The sequence below is a fragment of the Pelomonas margarita genome (assembly GCF_043555875.1).
Taxonomy (GTDB): domain Bacteria; phylum Pseudomonadota; class Gammaproteobacteria; order Burkholderiales; family Burkholderiaceae_C; genus Pelomonas; species Pelomonas margarita.
The window spans coordinates 148076-161593 of record NZ_JBIGHW010000008.1 but is presented as its reverse complement, the minus strand read 5'-3'; the positions used below and the strand labels follow the sequence as shown (position 1 = coordinate 161593).

General features: G+C 68.7%; 13 protein-coding genes and 1 tRNA gene. 10 read left to right on the top strand and 4 right to left on the bottom strand.

What is annotated here, in order from left to right:
- Positions 1-15: 15 nt before the first annotated feature.
- From ACG0Z3_RS15725 to ACG0Z3_RS15700, 6 genes are read left to right on the top strand one after another with little or no spacing between them, the layout of a single operon-like run.
- Positions 16-1719, top strand: coding sequence for a DUF2341 domain-containing protein (locus ACG0Z3_RS15725; RefSeq protein ID WP_394399060.1), 1704 nt, complete (start codon positions 16-18; stop codon positions 1717-1719).
- 7 nt (positions 1720-1726) lie between these two features.
- A complete protein-coding gene (locus ACG0Z3_RS15720) occupies positions 1727-2137 on the top strand; it encodes an ExbD/TolR family protein (protein ID WP_268168818.1) in 411 nt (136 codons plus the stop codon).
- 1 nt (position 2138) lies between these two features.
- Positions 2139-2540, top strand: coding sequence for an ExbD/TolR family protein (locus ACG0Z3_RS15715; RefSeq protein WP_394399058.1), 402 nt, complete (start codon positions 2139-2141; stop codon positions 2538-2540).
- Entirely contained in the window at positions 2537-3214 is a 678-nt protein-coding gene (locus ACG0Z3_RS15710; protein ID WP_394399056.1) for a TonB C-terminal domain-containing protein, read from the top strand. The genes ACG0Z3_RS15715 and ACG0Z3_RS15710 overlap by 4 nt, the downstream gene beginning before the upstream one ends.
- A gap of 17 nt (positions 3215-3231) precedes the next feature.
- Complete coding sequence (locus ACG0Z3_RS15705) at positions 3232-4896, top strand: putative porin (RefSeq protein WP_394399054.1); 1665 nt, start codon at positions 3232-3234, stop codon at positions 4894-4896.
- A gap of 2 nt (positions 4897-4898) precedes the next feature.
- A complete protein-coding gene (locus ACG0Z3_RS15700) occupies positions 4899-5522 on the top strand; it encodes a hypothetical protein (protein WP_394399052.1) in 624 nt (207 codons plus the stop codon).
- A gap of 25 nt (positions 5523-5547) precedes the next feature.
- Here ACG0Z3_RS15700 and ACG0Z3_RS15695 read toward each other — a convergent pair whose 3' ends face one another.
- Positions 5548-6891, bottom strand: a complete 1344-nt coding sequence (locus ACG0Z3_RS15695) for an MFS transporter (protein WP_394399050.1) — start codon at positions 6889-6891, stop codon at positions 5548-5550.
- Entirely contained in the window at positions 6888-7574 is a 687-nt protein-coding gene (locus tag ACG0Z3_RS15690; RefSeq protein ID WP_394399048.1) for a hypothetical protein, read from the bottom strand. The genes ACG0Z3_RS15695 and ACG0Z3_RS15690 overlap by 4 nt, the downstream gene beginning before the upstream one ends.
- 101 nt (positions 7575-7675) lie before the next feature.
- Here ACG0Z3_RS15690 and ACG0Z3_RS15685 point away from each other — a divergent pair, with 101 nt between their 5' ends.
- Positions 7676-8680: an AraC family transcriptional regulator gene (locus ACG0Z3_RS15685; protein ID WP_394399046.1), complete on the top strand. Its 1005-nt coding sequence runs from the start codon at positions 7676-7678 to the stop codon at positions 8678-8680.
- 67 nt (positions 8681-8747) lie between these two features.
- Here ACG0Z3_RS15685 and ACG0Z3_RS15680 read toward each other — a convergent pair.
- Together ACG0Z3_RS15680 and hrcA are read right to left on the bottom strand one after the other, a co-directional pair.
- Positions 8748-8824: transfer RNA gene (locus ACG0Z3_RS15680), tRNA-Ile, on the bottom strand.
- A gap of 33 nt (positions 8825-8857) precedes the next feature.
- Complete coding sequence (gene hrcA, locus ACG0Z3_RS15675) at positions 8858-9862, bottom strand: heat-inducible transcriptional repressor HrcA (protein ID WP_394399044.1); 1005 nt, start codon at positions 9860-9862, stop codon at positions 8858-8860.
- A gap of 124 nt (positions 9863-9986) precedes the next feature.
- Between hrcA and ACG0Z3_RS15670 the strand changes: the two genes are divergently transcribed.
- The 3 genes from ACG0Z3_RS15670 to rapZ are packed head-to-tail and all read left to right on the top strand — an operon-like array spanning position 9987 to position 13471.
- Complete coding sequence (locus tag ACG0Z3_RS15670) at positions 9987-10853, top strand: NAD kinase (RefSeq protein ID WP_394399042.1); 867 nt, start codon at positions 9987-9989, stop codon at positions 10851-10853.
- A 3-nt stretch (positions 10854-10856) separates the two neighbouring features.
- Positions 10857-12554 carry a DNA repair protein RecN gene (gene recN, locus ACG0Z3_RS15665; RefSeq protein WP_394399040.1) on the top strand — a complete coding sequence of 566 codons (1698 nt, stop codon included), beginning with the start codon at positions 10857-10859 and terminating at the stop codon, positions 12552-12554.
- A complete protein-coding gene (rapZ, locus tag ACG0Z3_RS15660; RefSeq protein ID WP_394399038.1) occupies positions 12551-13471 on the top strand; it encodes an RNase adapter RapZ in 921 nt (306 codons plus the stop codon). Before recN ends, rapZ begins: the two co-directional genes overlap by 4 nt.
- The last annotated feature ends 47 nt before the right edge of the window (positions 13472-13518 follow it).

The following is a 13518-nucleotide window of genomic DNA, read 5'->3' as shown; positions in this document are numbered from 1 at the left end:
TCCCGAAAGATGACCATGACGATGCGCAAAGCACTCACCGCCCTCGCCCTAGCCGCACTGCTGCCGGCTACCTCCCACGCTTGGTGGAACGCCGACTGGAGCGAGCGCGCCAAGATCACGCTGAACACCTCGGCCCAGGGGCTGGAAACGAAGGAGACCGCCAGCGGCGTGGCCGTGGCCGTGCGCCTGCACAGCGGCAACTTCGACTTCACCGCCGCAAAGGAAGACGGCAGCGACTTGCGCGTGGTGGCCGGTGACGATAAGACGCCGCTGAAGTTCAGCATCGAGCGCTTCGACGGCATCAACGAGCTGGCGGTGCTGTGGGTGCAGCTGCCCAGCGTGATGCCGGGCAGCGACAAGAACCTGTTCTACGTCTACGGCGGCAATGCCAAGGCGGCGGCCGAGGTCGATGCGAACGGCACCGGGGGCTTCGACGCCGCGACCGTCATCGCCCTGCACTTCAGCGACAAGCCGGCCGGCGCCGACCAGCTGGGTGCTGTCAAGCCGCAGGGCGCGCTGGCGACCGAGCCCAACGGCCTGCTGGCCGCCAGCGCCAAGCTCGGCGGCGAGGCCATCGTGTATGCGCTGTCCGACAAGCCGGTGGTCGATGCCGGCAACCAGTTGACCGTGAGCCTGTGGGTGAAGCTGGACGACGTGCAGCGCGCGACGCTGCTGAACTGGGGCGGCCTGACGCTGAGTCTGAACGGCGGCAAGCTGGTAGCCCGCACCGACAGGGCCGAGGTATCGGGCGGTGAGGTGCCTACCGCGCGCTGGACACAGGTGGCGCTGCGGCTAGGCCTGGGCAAAGCGACGCTGTTCGTCAACGGCGCCCAGGTGGCCCAGAGCGACCTGGCCACGCCGTCGCTGGGCAACAGCCTGCGCCTGGGCGAAGGTGCCCGCGGCCTGATGGATGAGGTGCAGGTGGCCGCCACGCTGCGCAGCGCGGACTGGCTTGCCGTGGCGGCCGGTGCGCAGGGCGCGGAGAGCAAGCTCGTCGCGTCCATCCGCGAGGCCAAGGACAGCGCCGAAGCCGAGGGCGGCGGCGAGCACGGCTACATGGGCATCCTCGTCAAGAACCTGACGGTGGACGCCTGGGTGGTCATCATCATCCTGGCGGTGATGTTCGCGATCGCGGCGTGGGTGATGGTGTCCAAGAGCCTGCTGATGAGCCGCGTGGCCAAAGCCAACCGAAGCTTCGTGCTGCGCTTTCGCGAGGCCAGCGATGAGCTGCTGAAGCTGGAGGCGCACGCCCCACATCCGAACTCGCCCATCTACCGGCTCTACCAGGCCGGTGTGCGCGAGCTGGCCAAGCGCAAGGTCGGTGAGGCGGGCGCCAAGCCACTGTCGGGCGCCTCGCTGGACGCGGTGAAGGCGTCGGTGGATGCCGACTACGTGCGAGAAAACGCGCAGCTGAACTCGGGCATGGTGCTGCTGACCATCGCGATCTCGGGCGGCCCCTTCCTCGGGCTGCTGGGCACGGTGGTGGGCGTGATGATCACCTTTGCCGCCATCGCGGCCGCGGGCGACGTGAACGTGAACGCGATCGCACCGGGCATTGCGGCCGCGCTGCTGGCCACGGTGGCGGGCCTGGGCGTCGCGATCCCCGCGCTGTTTGGCTACAACTGGCTGGCGTCGCAGATCAAGAACGCGACGTCGGACATGCAGATCTTCATCGACGAGTTCATCACTCGCGTCGCTGAACTCTACGGGGCTCCGTGAGGCTGGCATGGCAGGCGACGTCAAGTCCGACAACCAGCCCTACGACGACATCAACGTCACGCCGATGCTGGACCTGGCCTACGTGCTGCTGGTGGTGTTCATCATCCTGACGACGGCATCGGTGCAGGGCGTCAAGGTGAACTCGCCAACAACGCAGGCGGCCAACAACCTGGCCAAGCCGCAGACGCGGGCGATCACGATCACCGCGGACGGCGGCGTGTACCTGGACGCCTACCCGGTGGACATGGCGCAGCTGCAGTCCACGCTCGCCCAGTACAAGTCCGCCAACCCGGCGCTGCCGGTGGTGCTGAAGGCAGATGCCGCAGCGCAGTACGACAAGGTGATGCAGGTGCTGGAGGTGGCCAAGAAGCTGGACATCACCGAGATCGGCCTCGTGACCAAACGGGCGGGGAGCTGACATGCAGGTCAACCAGGACGCCAAACCCTACGACAGCATCAACGTCACGCCGATGCTGGACCTCGCCTACGTGCTGCTGGTCGTCTTCATCCTGATGACGACCGCCTCTGTGCAGGGCATGAGCATCACAATGCCCAAGCCCAGCAACAAGCCCAGCACTGAAAAGCACGACCTCAAGATCGTGCAGGTGATGCCCGACGGCGGCGTGCTGATCAACGGCGTGGGCGTGAGCCTGCCCGAGCTGGAAAGCCAGCTGACAGCCGCCAAGCAGAAGGACGCGCAGATGTCCGTCGCCATCAAGGGCGATGCACGCGCGCAGTACGCCAGCGTGGTCGCCGTCATCGACCTGTGCAACAAGCTGGGCGTGAACATGGGCCTCGTCACGTCGAGGATAGGCACATGAAGGCGAGCCACATCAAGGGCATCGTCGCCGCTGGCTGCCTGCTGCTGGGCCTGGCCGTGTGGTGGGCCGTCAAGAACATCAAGCCCGACGCGCCCAAGCGCCAGGTGGCCAAGATCGCCATCTTGCCCGACACACCGCCGCCCCCGCCGCCGCCGCCCAAGGATGAGAAGAAGCCCGAGCCGCCCAAGGACGAGCCCAAGCAGGTGATGCGAGAGGAGCAGATCAAGCAGGCCGAGGCGCCCAAGCCGGCGGAGTCCATCAAGATGGAAGGCGCGGCCGGAGATGGGCCCAGCGCGTTCTCGGCGGGCACGGTGTCGCGCGACTACGCCGGCGGCGCCCCGACCACGGGCCCCGGCGGGGGCTCGTCCGCCAACGCGGTGGATCGTGCGCAAGAGCGCTTCTACGCCAACAACGCGCGCCAGCTGCTGCAAAGCGAGATCGAGCGCCACCTCAAGGCCGACGCCGAACAGCTGACCGCGACCTTCGCCATCTGGCTCGACAAGGACGGCGCCATCCAGCGCTTCGAACTGAGCCCCAGCGGCCACGACGGCAACGACACCGCCCTGCGCACCGCGCTCGACGAAACCCGCCGCCAGCTCAAGCTGCCGCCGCCGCCGGCGCTGGCTCTGTCACAGCCCATGCGCTTTCGCCTGAGCGTGCGGCCCCAAGCCTGATTGCCCTCCCCTGCCCCATGAAACCCATCCTCACCCTGTTGACCGCCGCCCTGCTCGCGGCCGCCGCGCCCGCGCAGGCGCAAACCGCCACAGCATCGGACAAGGAAGAACTCGCCCGCCTGCGCGCGACGACCCAGGCCCTCATCGACGCCCTGGTGGCCCAGGGCCTGCTGACGCGCGACAAGGCCGAGGCCATCCTGAAGCAAGCCCAGGTCACGGCCGCCTCCCCCGCGCCGCAGGCCGACGCTCCCAAGCCCAACGTGCTGCGCATTCCCTACGTGCCCGAAACCGTGCGCCAGCAGATGCGCGAGGAGATCAAGGCCGAGGTGCTGGCTCAGGCCAAGGGCGAGCGCTGGGGCCAGGCCGACGCCCTGCCCGACTGGGTGGGCCGCATCAAGCTCAGCGGCGACCTGCGCGTGCGCGCGCAGGCCGAGTTCTTCGACGACCAGAACCTGCCCGCCGAGGTCTACCGCACGCAGACCGCCTCGCCCGCCTGGTCGCCCGACCTCAGCAACACCGGCACCGACCGCCAGCGCCTCACGCTGCGCGGCCGCCTGGGCGTGGATGTGCGTCTGAGCGAGCAGGTGCTGGCCGGCCTGCGCATCGCCACCGGCAACACCGGCAGCAGCGCCACCTCCACCTCGCAGACGCTGGGCAGCAACTTCAACCGCTACACGCTGGGGTTGGAGCGCGCCTACCTCCGCTGGCAGCCACCGCTGTTCTTCAACGGCCTGTCCGCCGACTTCGGCCGCATGCCCAACCCCTTCTTCAGCACCGACCTGGCCTGGGCCGACGACCTCGCCTTCGACGGCGTGGCCACCAAGCTCACCCACGCGTTCACGCCGCAGCGCAGCCTGTTCGCCACGGCGGGCGTGTTCCCGCTGGAAGAACTCAACCTCAGCAGCCAGGACAAGTGGCTGCTCGGCGCCCAGGTGGGCGGCGAGATCGACTTCGCCCGAGGTGTGCAGTTCAAGCTGGGCTTGGCGGCCTACGACTTCCGCCACATGGAAGGCAAGCGTGAGACCACTCCGCCGCCCAGCGGCCCGAAGAGCGGCACCACGAACTACTTTGCGTCGCAATACCCGTCCAGTCTGCGCCTGAAGGGCAACACGCTGATCAACCTGAACGACCCCACCAGCACGGCCTCGCCCACCTGGGGCCTGGCCGCGAAGTTCCGCCCGGTCAACCTGACCGCCAGCCTGCAGCTGGACGACGTGCTGCCCGTGCCCGCGAGCCTGACGCTGGACTGGATCAAGAACACCGGCTTTGACCTGAAGGACATCCAGGCCCGCGCCGGTGTCACCGAGCCGCTGGCCGACCTGCGCGAGAAGACCACGGCGCTGCAGGGCCGCCTGCAGATCGGCAAGGCCACACTGGCGCGCCGCGGCGACTGGCAGGCCTTCACCGCCTACCGCCTGGTGCAGCGCGACGCCTGGATAGACGGCTTCACCGACACCACCTGGCACCTGGGCGGCACCAACTACAAGGGCTGGAGCCTGGGCGGCAGCATCGGCCTGGACCGCAACTTCTGGCTCAGCGGCCGCTGGACCAGCACGCGCAACCTCGACGACGGCGTGCGCTTCCTGGCCGTGCCGCGCGACGCCTCGTCCCTGAGCGGCAACCTCAGCAGCGCACCGCTGCGCATCGAGGTTTTCCAGCTCGACCTCAACGCGAGGTTCTGATCATGAGCCGCATTGCCATCGCCCTGTTGGCCGTTGCCAGCCTCACAGCGCAGGCACAGGACGCCAAGCCCTCCAGGGAACGCGAAGCCCTGCGCCGCGCCCAGGCCGCGCTGCGCGCCGCGCAGGAACAGCAGAGCAGCCTGCAGGCCGACAAGGCCAAGGCCGAGGCCGATGTGGCCCGAGCCAGGCAGGACGCGGCCACCGCGCGCGCGCTGGTCGCCGGCAACGCCGTGAAACTCAAGGCCCGCGAGACCGAGCTGGACACACTGCGCGCCCAACTGCAAGCCGCCAAGGAGGCCGTGCAACAAGGCCAGGCCCAGGCTGGTGAGCGCGAGCAGGCCCTGCAACAGCAACTGCTCGCCGCCCGCCAGGACAGCCAGACCCGCCAGCAGGCCAACCAGGCCCTGGTGCAGTTGCTGGAACGCAGCACCCAGGCGCTGGCCGACGCCGAAGCCAAGAACCGCCAGCTCCACGCCCTCGGCCAGGCGCAGGTACAGCGCTACGCCGGCCGCTCCACGCTGGACACCGCGCTGCTGGACGACCCCATCCTGGGACTGACGGCCGTGCGCTTTGAGGACCAGGCCGAGAAGCTCCGCGCGGAGCTGGCCGCGCAGCGAGTGAAGTAAGCCGGCGGCCGGGCGGCCGCTGGCTTCACCGGGCCTGCGGCTGCCCCCCGCGCGTCGCGCTGCTGCGCGACAGCGCCAGCAGCGCCAGCGCCAAGGGCAGGCAGGACACCCACAGCACCGTGTTCCAGTCGTACGCGGCCAGCAGACCGCCCGAGGCCAACGAGCCGACCGCCATGGTGCCGAAGACGAGGAAGTCGTTCAGCGACTGCACCCGCGTGCGCTCCTCGGGCCGATGGCACTCCAGCACCAGCGCCGAGGCCCCAACGAAACCAAAGTTCCAGCCCAGGCCCAGCAGGATCAGCGTCAGCCAGAAATGCGCCACCTCGATGCCCGTCAGCCCGATGGCCACCGCCGCGCCGATCAGCACGAGCCCGACCAACACGATGCGTCGCGCCCCGAAGCGACCAATCAGCCGGCCCGTGAAGAAGCTGGGGCCGTACATCGCGATGACATGCCATTGCAGCCCCAGCGTGGATGCCTGCTGTGGATGCCCGCACAGGTGCATGGCCAGCGGTGCCGCTGTCATGAGGAAATTCATCAGCATGTAGGACACGGCGCCGCAGATGACGGCAGTGACGAACGTGGGCTGTGCCGCCAGCTCGCGAAGCGGGCGTCCTTGCGCCGCCTCTGCAGCCGTCGGCATCGGCAGCTTCACACCCCACAGCACGACCGCCGACAACGCCGCCGCCACGGACTGCGCCAGAAACGTGGCGACGAAGGTGTGCGGCGCCCACCAATCGGCGGTGCCACTGATCAACTGTGACCCGAACACGCCGGCCGCAACGCCCCCTCCCATGACGAAAGACAAGGCCCGTGGACGCAACGCCGGCTCGACGCCATCGGCTGCGGCGAATCTGAACGACAGCACGACGGCCGCGTAGGCACCGCCGAAAAAGGTAGCCACACAAAACAGCCAGAAGGACTGCCGCAACACGGCAGCCGCCGCCAGCAGCCCGATGAGCACGCCGCAGCCCGCCCCCACCAGGAAGCTCGCTCGCCGCCCGTAACGCCTGGCGATCGCCCCGCTGGGCAGGATGCAGACGGCCATGCCCACGACAAAAATGGAGATCGGCAAGGTCGCCAACATCTTGCTGGGTGCCAGGGTGTGGCCGACGATGGCGCCAATCGCATAGACGACCACGGCATTGGCACCAGCAAGCGCCTGGGCGAGCGTGAGGCGGGCGATGTTGCTGCGCTGAATGGCAGCGGGCAGTGCCCCCGGGGCGGCGATGTCAGCGGCGTTCAAGGCTTTCCTTGGCAGGGCGAGCGACGCCGGAGCGCTGGTGGCGGCCGGCGTCAGCTTCGCGAGGGGCATGGGGGTTCGCTGCGCGAACCTCGTGATCAGACAGTGTCTCAGCACTGCCGTCACGAGGCATGCACGGACCTTGGCGAGGCTTCGCCCACTGCACCCCGCAAGAGGCGGTCGATGGACACCAGATGCAGGCACAGCCACAAGGGTGCGGGCAAGAACACCGCATACATCATGGGGTGATGCACGCCAATCTGCGGCAGCAGCACCAGCGCCAGCGTGCTGGCCACGGTCAGGATGTCAACCAGCCCAAACAGGGTGGCAAACCAGACACGCGCCTGGGCGGTTGCGCCAGCAGCGCAGGAAAACGCCGCCATCAGCCCGAAGAAGCCGGCGCCCACATGGGTGACCCCATCGACGACACCAAACATCGCGGGCAACACGCCCAGCACCGCCCACACCAGGAACGCAGTACCGAACCAGACCCGGATGCCCTGCAGCAACTGCAGCTGCACCAGGCTAAGCGCCCGCATGAGCCCGCGCACCGGCGTCAGGAACAGCAATGCCGCCACTGCACCGACACCGGCAACGATGACGGCAAGAAACGCAGGGCCCGAGATCGCCGCGGGGAACAGCGCTTGCCCGGACAGGCCAACGTGCAGCCCCCCGAGCCAGGCCAGCATCACCAGCGCCACCGGCAGCCGCCAGCGCCGGGTCGCGTCACTCGCGCCCAGCACCCAAGCGACGTACCCGATGTTGATGAGATTGAGCGCAAGCGCCACACCCGTTGAACCCAGTTCCATGATTTCTCCATTCGACAAACTTGACCTGAAGACGCATCCTAGGAAGCCTTCGCAGTAGCATCGAATGCAGAAAACATCGAAACATTTGCTCAAACAACTGAATGATCGGCCGAAAAGACGCACTCAGTGACGTGCTGGAGGCGCTGCGAATCAAGGGCAGCGTGCTGCTGCACGAGGCCTACCTGCCGCCCTGGGCGGTCAGTGTTCCGGCGGCCGATGCGCTGGCGCCCCTGCTGGGCGCCGGCGAATACAGTTGGCCGGTGGCCTTTCACTACGTCGAGCGGGGCCAATGCGACATCGCGCTGCAATCCGGCGAAATCGCAACGCTTGACGCGGGCGACCTCGCCATCTGCTTCGCGGGTCAGGCGCACCGGATCGGGGCCGGAAACCCACTCATGACCGTGCCCGTCGCCGAGTTGATGGGCGGCCGCCACAACCCCTTTCGCCCCGCTGCGCATGGGCCACGGGGCACCTTGCTGGTGTGTGGGGCATTTCTGCTCGATGACCTGCGGCTCACGCCGCTATGGGCTGCACTTCCTCCGCTCCTGCACGTTCGCCACGAGCCCGGCGACGCGCCAGGGCACTGGCGCGAACTGACGCAACTGCTGTCGACGGAACTGGCACGCCCCACCGTTGCGTCGTCCTACATCGTGGGTCGGCTTCTAGAAGTGCTCTGCGCCGACGCCATCCGGCGCCATGCCTGCGACTCTTCCATGGCCACGGGGTGGCTGTCCGCGCTCCGGGACGCCGTGGTGTCCAAATCCATGACACTGATCCACCAGCAACCCGGCAAGGCCTGGACCGTGGAAGGGCTGGCGCAGGCCGTGGCCTTGTCGCCCTCGCGATTCGCCGCACGCTTCACCGCCACGGTCGGCCTGTCACCGATGGCTTACGTCACCGCGTGGCGCATGCAGCAAGCCATTCGCTTGCTGGCCGATGGACAGCTCACACCATCCCGCGTGGCGGCCCAGGTGGGCTACGACAGCGCAGCAGCGTTCAGCAGGGCGTTCAGGCGCCACGTTGGCGACTCGCCGTCGGCGGTTCGCAAACGCATGCAGAACAGCTCTGCCATGCCCATGGAACTGCACCGAAACCGTAGCGCATGACGTTGCGGAAGACGGCTGTCGACGCAACAGCGCAAGCGCCAAACTGTTGATACCAAACGGGAATATTTGGTAGGCCGTATTGGACTTGAACCAATGACCAAAGGATTATGAGTCCTCTGCTCTGACCAACTGAGCTAACGGCCCCCGAGGGAGGCGCGCATTCTAGTCAGCGCGGCATCACCGCTGAGAAAGCGCCTGGCCCACCATGCGACTGGTGATGTCGACGATCTGAATCATGCGGTCGTAGGCCATGCGCGTGGGGCCGATGACGCCCAGCGTGCCCACCACCTGCCCATCCACCTCGTAAGGCGCCGACACGATGGAAAGTTCCTCGTAGGGCACAACCTGGCTCTCGCCGCCGATGTAGATGCGCACGCCCTCGGCGCGGCTGGAAGTATCCAGCAGCCGCATCAGCTGCGTCTTCTGTTCGAACAGGTCGAACAGGCGGCGCAGCGACCCCATGTCGTGGCTGAAGTCCTGCACGGTCAACAGGTTGCGCTCGCCGGAGACGATGACCTGCTCGTCCTGCTGGGCCATGGCCTCGGTGCCCGCCTGCACGGCGGCGCTCATCAGCCCGGCGATCTCGCCGCGCAGCTCGTCCACCTCGTTGCGCAGGCGTTCGCGCACGGCCTCCAGCGTGAGGCCGGCGTAGTGGGCGTTCAGGCGGTTGCTGGCCTCGGCCAGTTCGGCCTGGGTCAGGTCTTGCGCGGTGAAGATGACGCGGTTCTGCACATCGCCATCCGGCGACACGAGGATGACCAGCACGCGCCGCTCGCCCAGCCGCAGGAACTCGATGTGGTGGAAGACGCTGGGCTTCTTGGGCGACGTGACGACGCCGACGAAGCTGGACAGGTTGGACAGCAACTGCGCCGCGCTGGCAATGACGCGCTGCGGCTGGTCAGGCTGCAGTTGCGCCTCCAGCTCCAGCCGGCCGGGCTGGGCCGTCAGCATGGTGTCGACGAACAGACGGTAGCCGCGCGGCGTCGGGATGCGGCCGGCGCTGGTGTGCGGGCTGGCGATGAGGCCCAGGTCTTCCAGGTCGGCCATCACGTTGCGGATGGTCGCGGGGCTGAGCTCCAGGCCGGAGGCCCTGGACAGCGTGCGCGAGCCAACGGGCTGGCCGTCCGCGATGTAGCGTTCGACCAGGGTTTTCAACAGGGATTTGGATCGCTCGTCGAGCATGTCGCAATCTTATGGCTTGCGTGCCAGACCGATTGAGCGAAGCGAGTAGCTCTGGCACCAACTGACTGAAAACCGGCAGTCTCGCTGCCCTGGCGGGCAAAGCCCCTGTGGTGTAATTTGCCGCATGGCCGAGCGCTTCAGACATGTCGCCATCGTGGGCAAGCATCAAGCGCCAGGCATACAGCCGGTGCTGGAAGAAATTGCCCAGTTTTTGTGCAGCCAGGGGCTGGATGTCTCGCTGGAAGCGGACACCGCCCAGAACACCGGCATGACGGGCTACGACGCCCTCTCCCACGATGAACTGGGCCGCGCCTGCGACCTGGCCGTCGTCGTCGGCGGCGACGGCACGATGCTGGGGTTCGCCCGAGAGATGGCCCGCCACGGCGTGCCGCTGCTGGGCATCAACCAGGGGCGCCTCGGCTTCATCACCGACATCCCCATCGAACGCTGGCGCGAGTCGCTGGCGCCGGTGCTGGCGGGCGATTACGAGGTCGAGTCGCGCGCAATGCTGGAAGGCGGCGTGCTGCGCGACGGCGAGTCCATCTTCTCGGGGCTGGCGCTGAACGATGTCGTCGTCAGCCGCGGTGGCACGTCGGGCATGGTGGAGCTCAAGGTCTCGGTGGGCGAGCAGTTCGTCGCCAACATGCGCGCCGACGGCCTCATCGTCGCGTCGCCCACCGGCTCCACGGCGTACGCGCTGTCGGCCGGCGGGCCCATCATGCACCCCAGCATCGCCGGCTGGCTGCTGGCACCCATCGCGCCACACACGCTGTCCAACCGACCCATCGTGCTGCCCGATAGCGGCGAGGTGCGGCTGGAGATCGTGGCGGGCCGCGACGCGTCGGTGAACTTCGACATGCAGAGCCTGGCCAGCCTGCTGCACGGCGACACCATCACCGTGCGTCGCAGCCAGCATCAGGTGCGCTTCCTGCACCCCCAGGGTTGGAGCTACTACGCGACCCTGCGCCGCAAACTCCGTTGGTATCTCTGACCCATGCTCCGGCACCTGTCCCTGAAGGATTTCGTCATCGTCCCGACGCTGGAGCTCGACTTCGAGCCTGGCTTTGCCGTGCTGACTGGCGAGACCGGCGCCGGCAAGTCCATCCTCATCGACGCACTGCAGTTGGCGCTGGGCGGCCGGGGTGACGCGGGCGTCGTGCGCGAGGGCGCGGCCAAGGCCGAGATCACGGCAGAGTTCGACACGCCCGCTCACCTGCGCGGCTGGCTGGACGAGGCCGGTTTCGACGTCGACGACCACCTGCTGCTGCGCCGCGTCATCGACGCCGCCGGCAAGAGCCGAGCGTGGATCAACGGCGGCAGCGCGACGCTGACGCAGCTGCGCGAGCTGGCCGACCACCTGCTGGACATCCACGGCCAGCACGCCTGGCAAGGCCTGACCCGCCCGGCCGCCGTGCGCGAGCTGCTGGACGGCTTCGCCGGGCTGGACACCGCCCCGCTGACCCGCGCCCACGCCACCTGGAAGCAGGCGCTCGAAGCACTGCACAAGGCACAGGGCCTCCAGGCCGAGGCGCAGCGCGAACGCGAGCGGCTGGCCTGGCAGATCGCCGAGCTGGACCGCCTGGCGCCCGCCGACGGCGAGTGGGACGAGTTGAACGCCGAGCACGGCCGGCTGTCGCACGGCCAGTCGCTGATCGACGCGGCGAAGTCGGCACTGGACGCGCTGGACGACGCCGAGCCCAGCGCCCAGTCGCTGGCCGCCGGTGCGTTGGACCAGCTGGAACGCGTGCTGGACCACGATGCCCGCCTGCTGCCCGCCGTGCAGGCACTGCGCGATGTACAGGCGCAGCTGGCCGACGCCAGCCACACGCTGGCCGGCTACCTGCACAAGACCGACCTGGACCCCGAGCGGCTGGCCGAGCTGGACGAGCGCGTGTCGGCGTGGATGACGCTGGCCCGCCGCTACCGCCGCCAGCCCGAGGAGCTGCCCGCGCTGCTGGCCCAGTGGCGCGCCGAGCTGACCGCACTGGACGCCGCCAGCGACCCCGCGCAGCTGGAGGCCGCGCTGGCCGCCACGCGCCAGGCCTTCGACCAGCAAGCCCAGGCCGCAACGCGCGCACGCAGCAAGGCCGCGCCCGAGCTGGCGGCCGCCGTCACCGCCGCCATGCAGCAGCTGGGCATGGCCGGTGGCCAGTTCGACATTGCACTGAACGCCACAGACGGCCCACAAAGCTGGGGCGCCGAGTCCGCCGAGTTCCTCGTCGCCGGCCATGCCGGCAGCACGCCACGGCCGCTGGCCAAGGTGGCCTCGGGCGGCGAGCTGTCGCGCATCGCGCTGGCCATCGCCGTGACGACCAGCCAGGGCAGCAACGGCCAGGCGCCAGGCACGCTGATCTTCGACGAGATCGACGTCGGCATCGGCGGCGCCGTGGCCGAGACCGTGGGCCGGCTCATGAAGCAGCTGGGCCATGCGGCCGACGGGCAGCGCCAGGTGCTGGCCGTCACCCACCTGCCGCAGGTGGCTGCCTGCGCGGATCGTCATCTGGTGGTCGCCAAGAGCCTGCAGGATGGCGCCACCGCCAGCCGCGTGGCGCCGGTGGCGGGCGAGGCCCGCGTGGCCGAGATCGCGCGCATGCTGGGCGGCGAACGCCTGTCGTCCACCAGCCTCGCGCATGCGCAGGAAATGCTGGCGGCATCCACCAGCACGGCCAAGCCAAGGAAGGCCAAGTCATGACCATGGAGCACGAGGTGCAGGGGGACGTCGTCCTGCTGACGGGCATGTCCGGCGGCGGCAAGTCGGTGGCCATGCATGCGCTGGAGGATGCGGGCTACTTCTGCGTGGACAACCTGCCGGCCGAGCTGCTGCTGGACTTCCTGAAGCTGGAGGAACAGCGCGGCGAGCGGCGCGTCGCCATCGCGGTGGACGTGCGCTCGTCGGGCTCGCTGCCGCTGATGCTGCCGCTGCTCAAGCAGCTGCGGGCCTCCGGCGTGCCGGTGCGCTCCATCTTCCTGGATGCCAGCAACGAGGCGCTGATGCGCCGCTTCTCGGAGACGCGCCGACCGCACCCGCTGCGCGAGGACCGCGAGACCACCTTCGGCGGCCTGGACGGCACGGCCGCGGCCGCCGAGAGCCACCGCCTGCTGCTGGACGCCATCAAGCTGGAGCGCGAGCTGCTGGGCGGCCTCAAGGCCGAGTCCACCATCATCGACACCAGCCAGCTGCGCCCGGCCCAGCTGCGTGCCTGGCTGGGCGACCTGGTGGGCCCCAACGCCGGCACCAAGCTGACGCTGGTGTTCGAGAGCTTTGCGTTCAAGCACGGCGTGCCCAGCGATGCGGACTTCGTGTTCGACGTGCGCGTACTGCCCAACCCCTACTACGACCGCGAGCTGCGCCCGCTGACCGGGCGCGACGCGCCGGTGGCAGCCTACCTCGCGGCGCAGCCCGAGGTGGGGCTGATGATGGGCCAGATCGCCGGCTTTCTGTCGCGCTGGCTGCCCCACTTCGCGGCCGACCAGCGCAGCTACCTGACCGTGGCCATCGGCTGCACCGGCGGCCAGCACCGCTCGGTCTACCTGGTGGAGATGCTGGCCCGGCAGTTCAGCCACCACGGTCACGTGCTGCGCCGCCACCGCGAGCTGGACGCCCGCTGACCCGCCCGCCGGGGCAAGCCCGGCACTTCAGAATATTTGTTCTAGAC

What these genes read in the sequence shown, in the direction of transcription:
- ACG0Z3_RS15725 (WP_394399060.1), top strand. Translation starts at nt 16, where the DNA reads ATGACGATGCGCAAAGCACTCACCGCCCTCGCCCTAGCCGCACTGCTG.
- ACG0Z3_RS15720 (WP_268168818.1), top strand. Translation starts at nt 1,727, where the DNA reads ATGGCAGGCGACGTCAAGTCCGACAACCAGCCCTACGACGACATCAAC.
- ACG0Z3_RS15715 (WP_394399058.1), top strand. Translation starts at nt 2,139, where the DNA reads ATGCAGGTCAACCAGGACGCCAAACCCTACGACAGCATCAACGTCACG.
- ACG0Z3_RS15710 (WP_394399056.1), top strand. Translation starts at nt 2,537, where the DNA reads ATGAAGGCGAGCCACATCAAGGGCATCGTCGCCGCTGGCTGCCTGCTG.
- ACG0Z3_RS15705 (WP_394399054.1), top strand. Translation starts at nt 3,232, where the DNA reads ATGAAACCCATCCTCACCCTGTTGACCGCCGCCCTGCTCGCGGCCGCC.
- ACG0Z3_RS15700 (WP_394399052.1), top strand. Translation starts at nt 4,899, where the DNA reads ATGAGCCGCATTGCCATCGCCCTGTTGGCCGTTGCCAGCCTCACAGCG.
- ACG0Z3_RS15690 (WP_394399048.1), bottom strand. Translation starts at nt 7,574, where the DNA reads ATGGAACTGGGTTCAACGGGTGTGGCGCTTGCGCTCAATCTCATCAAC.
- ACG0Z3_RS15685 (WP_394399046.1), top strand. Translation starts at nt 7,676, where the DNA reads ATGATCGGCCGAAAAGACGCACTCAGTGACGTGCTGGAGGCGCTGCGA.
- hrcA (WP_394399044.1), bottom strand. Translation starts at nt 9,862, where the DNA reads ATGCTCGACGAGCGATCCAAATCCCTGTTGAAAACCCTGGTCGAACGC.
- ACG0Z3_RS15670 (WP_394399042.1), top strand. Translation starts at nt 9,987, where the DNA reads ATGGCCGAGCGCTTCAGACATGTCGCCATCGTGGGCAAGCATCAAGCG.
- recN (WP_394399040.1), top strand. Translation starts at nt 10,857, where the DNA reads ATGCTCCGGCACCTGTCCCTGAAGGATTTCGTCATCGTCCCGACGCTG.
- rapZ (WP_394399038.1), top strand. Translation starts at nt 12,551, where the DNA reads ATGACCATGGAGCACGAGGTGCAGGGGGACGTCGTCCTGCTGACGGGC.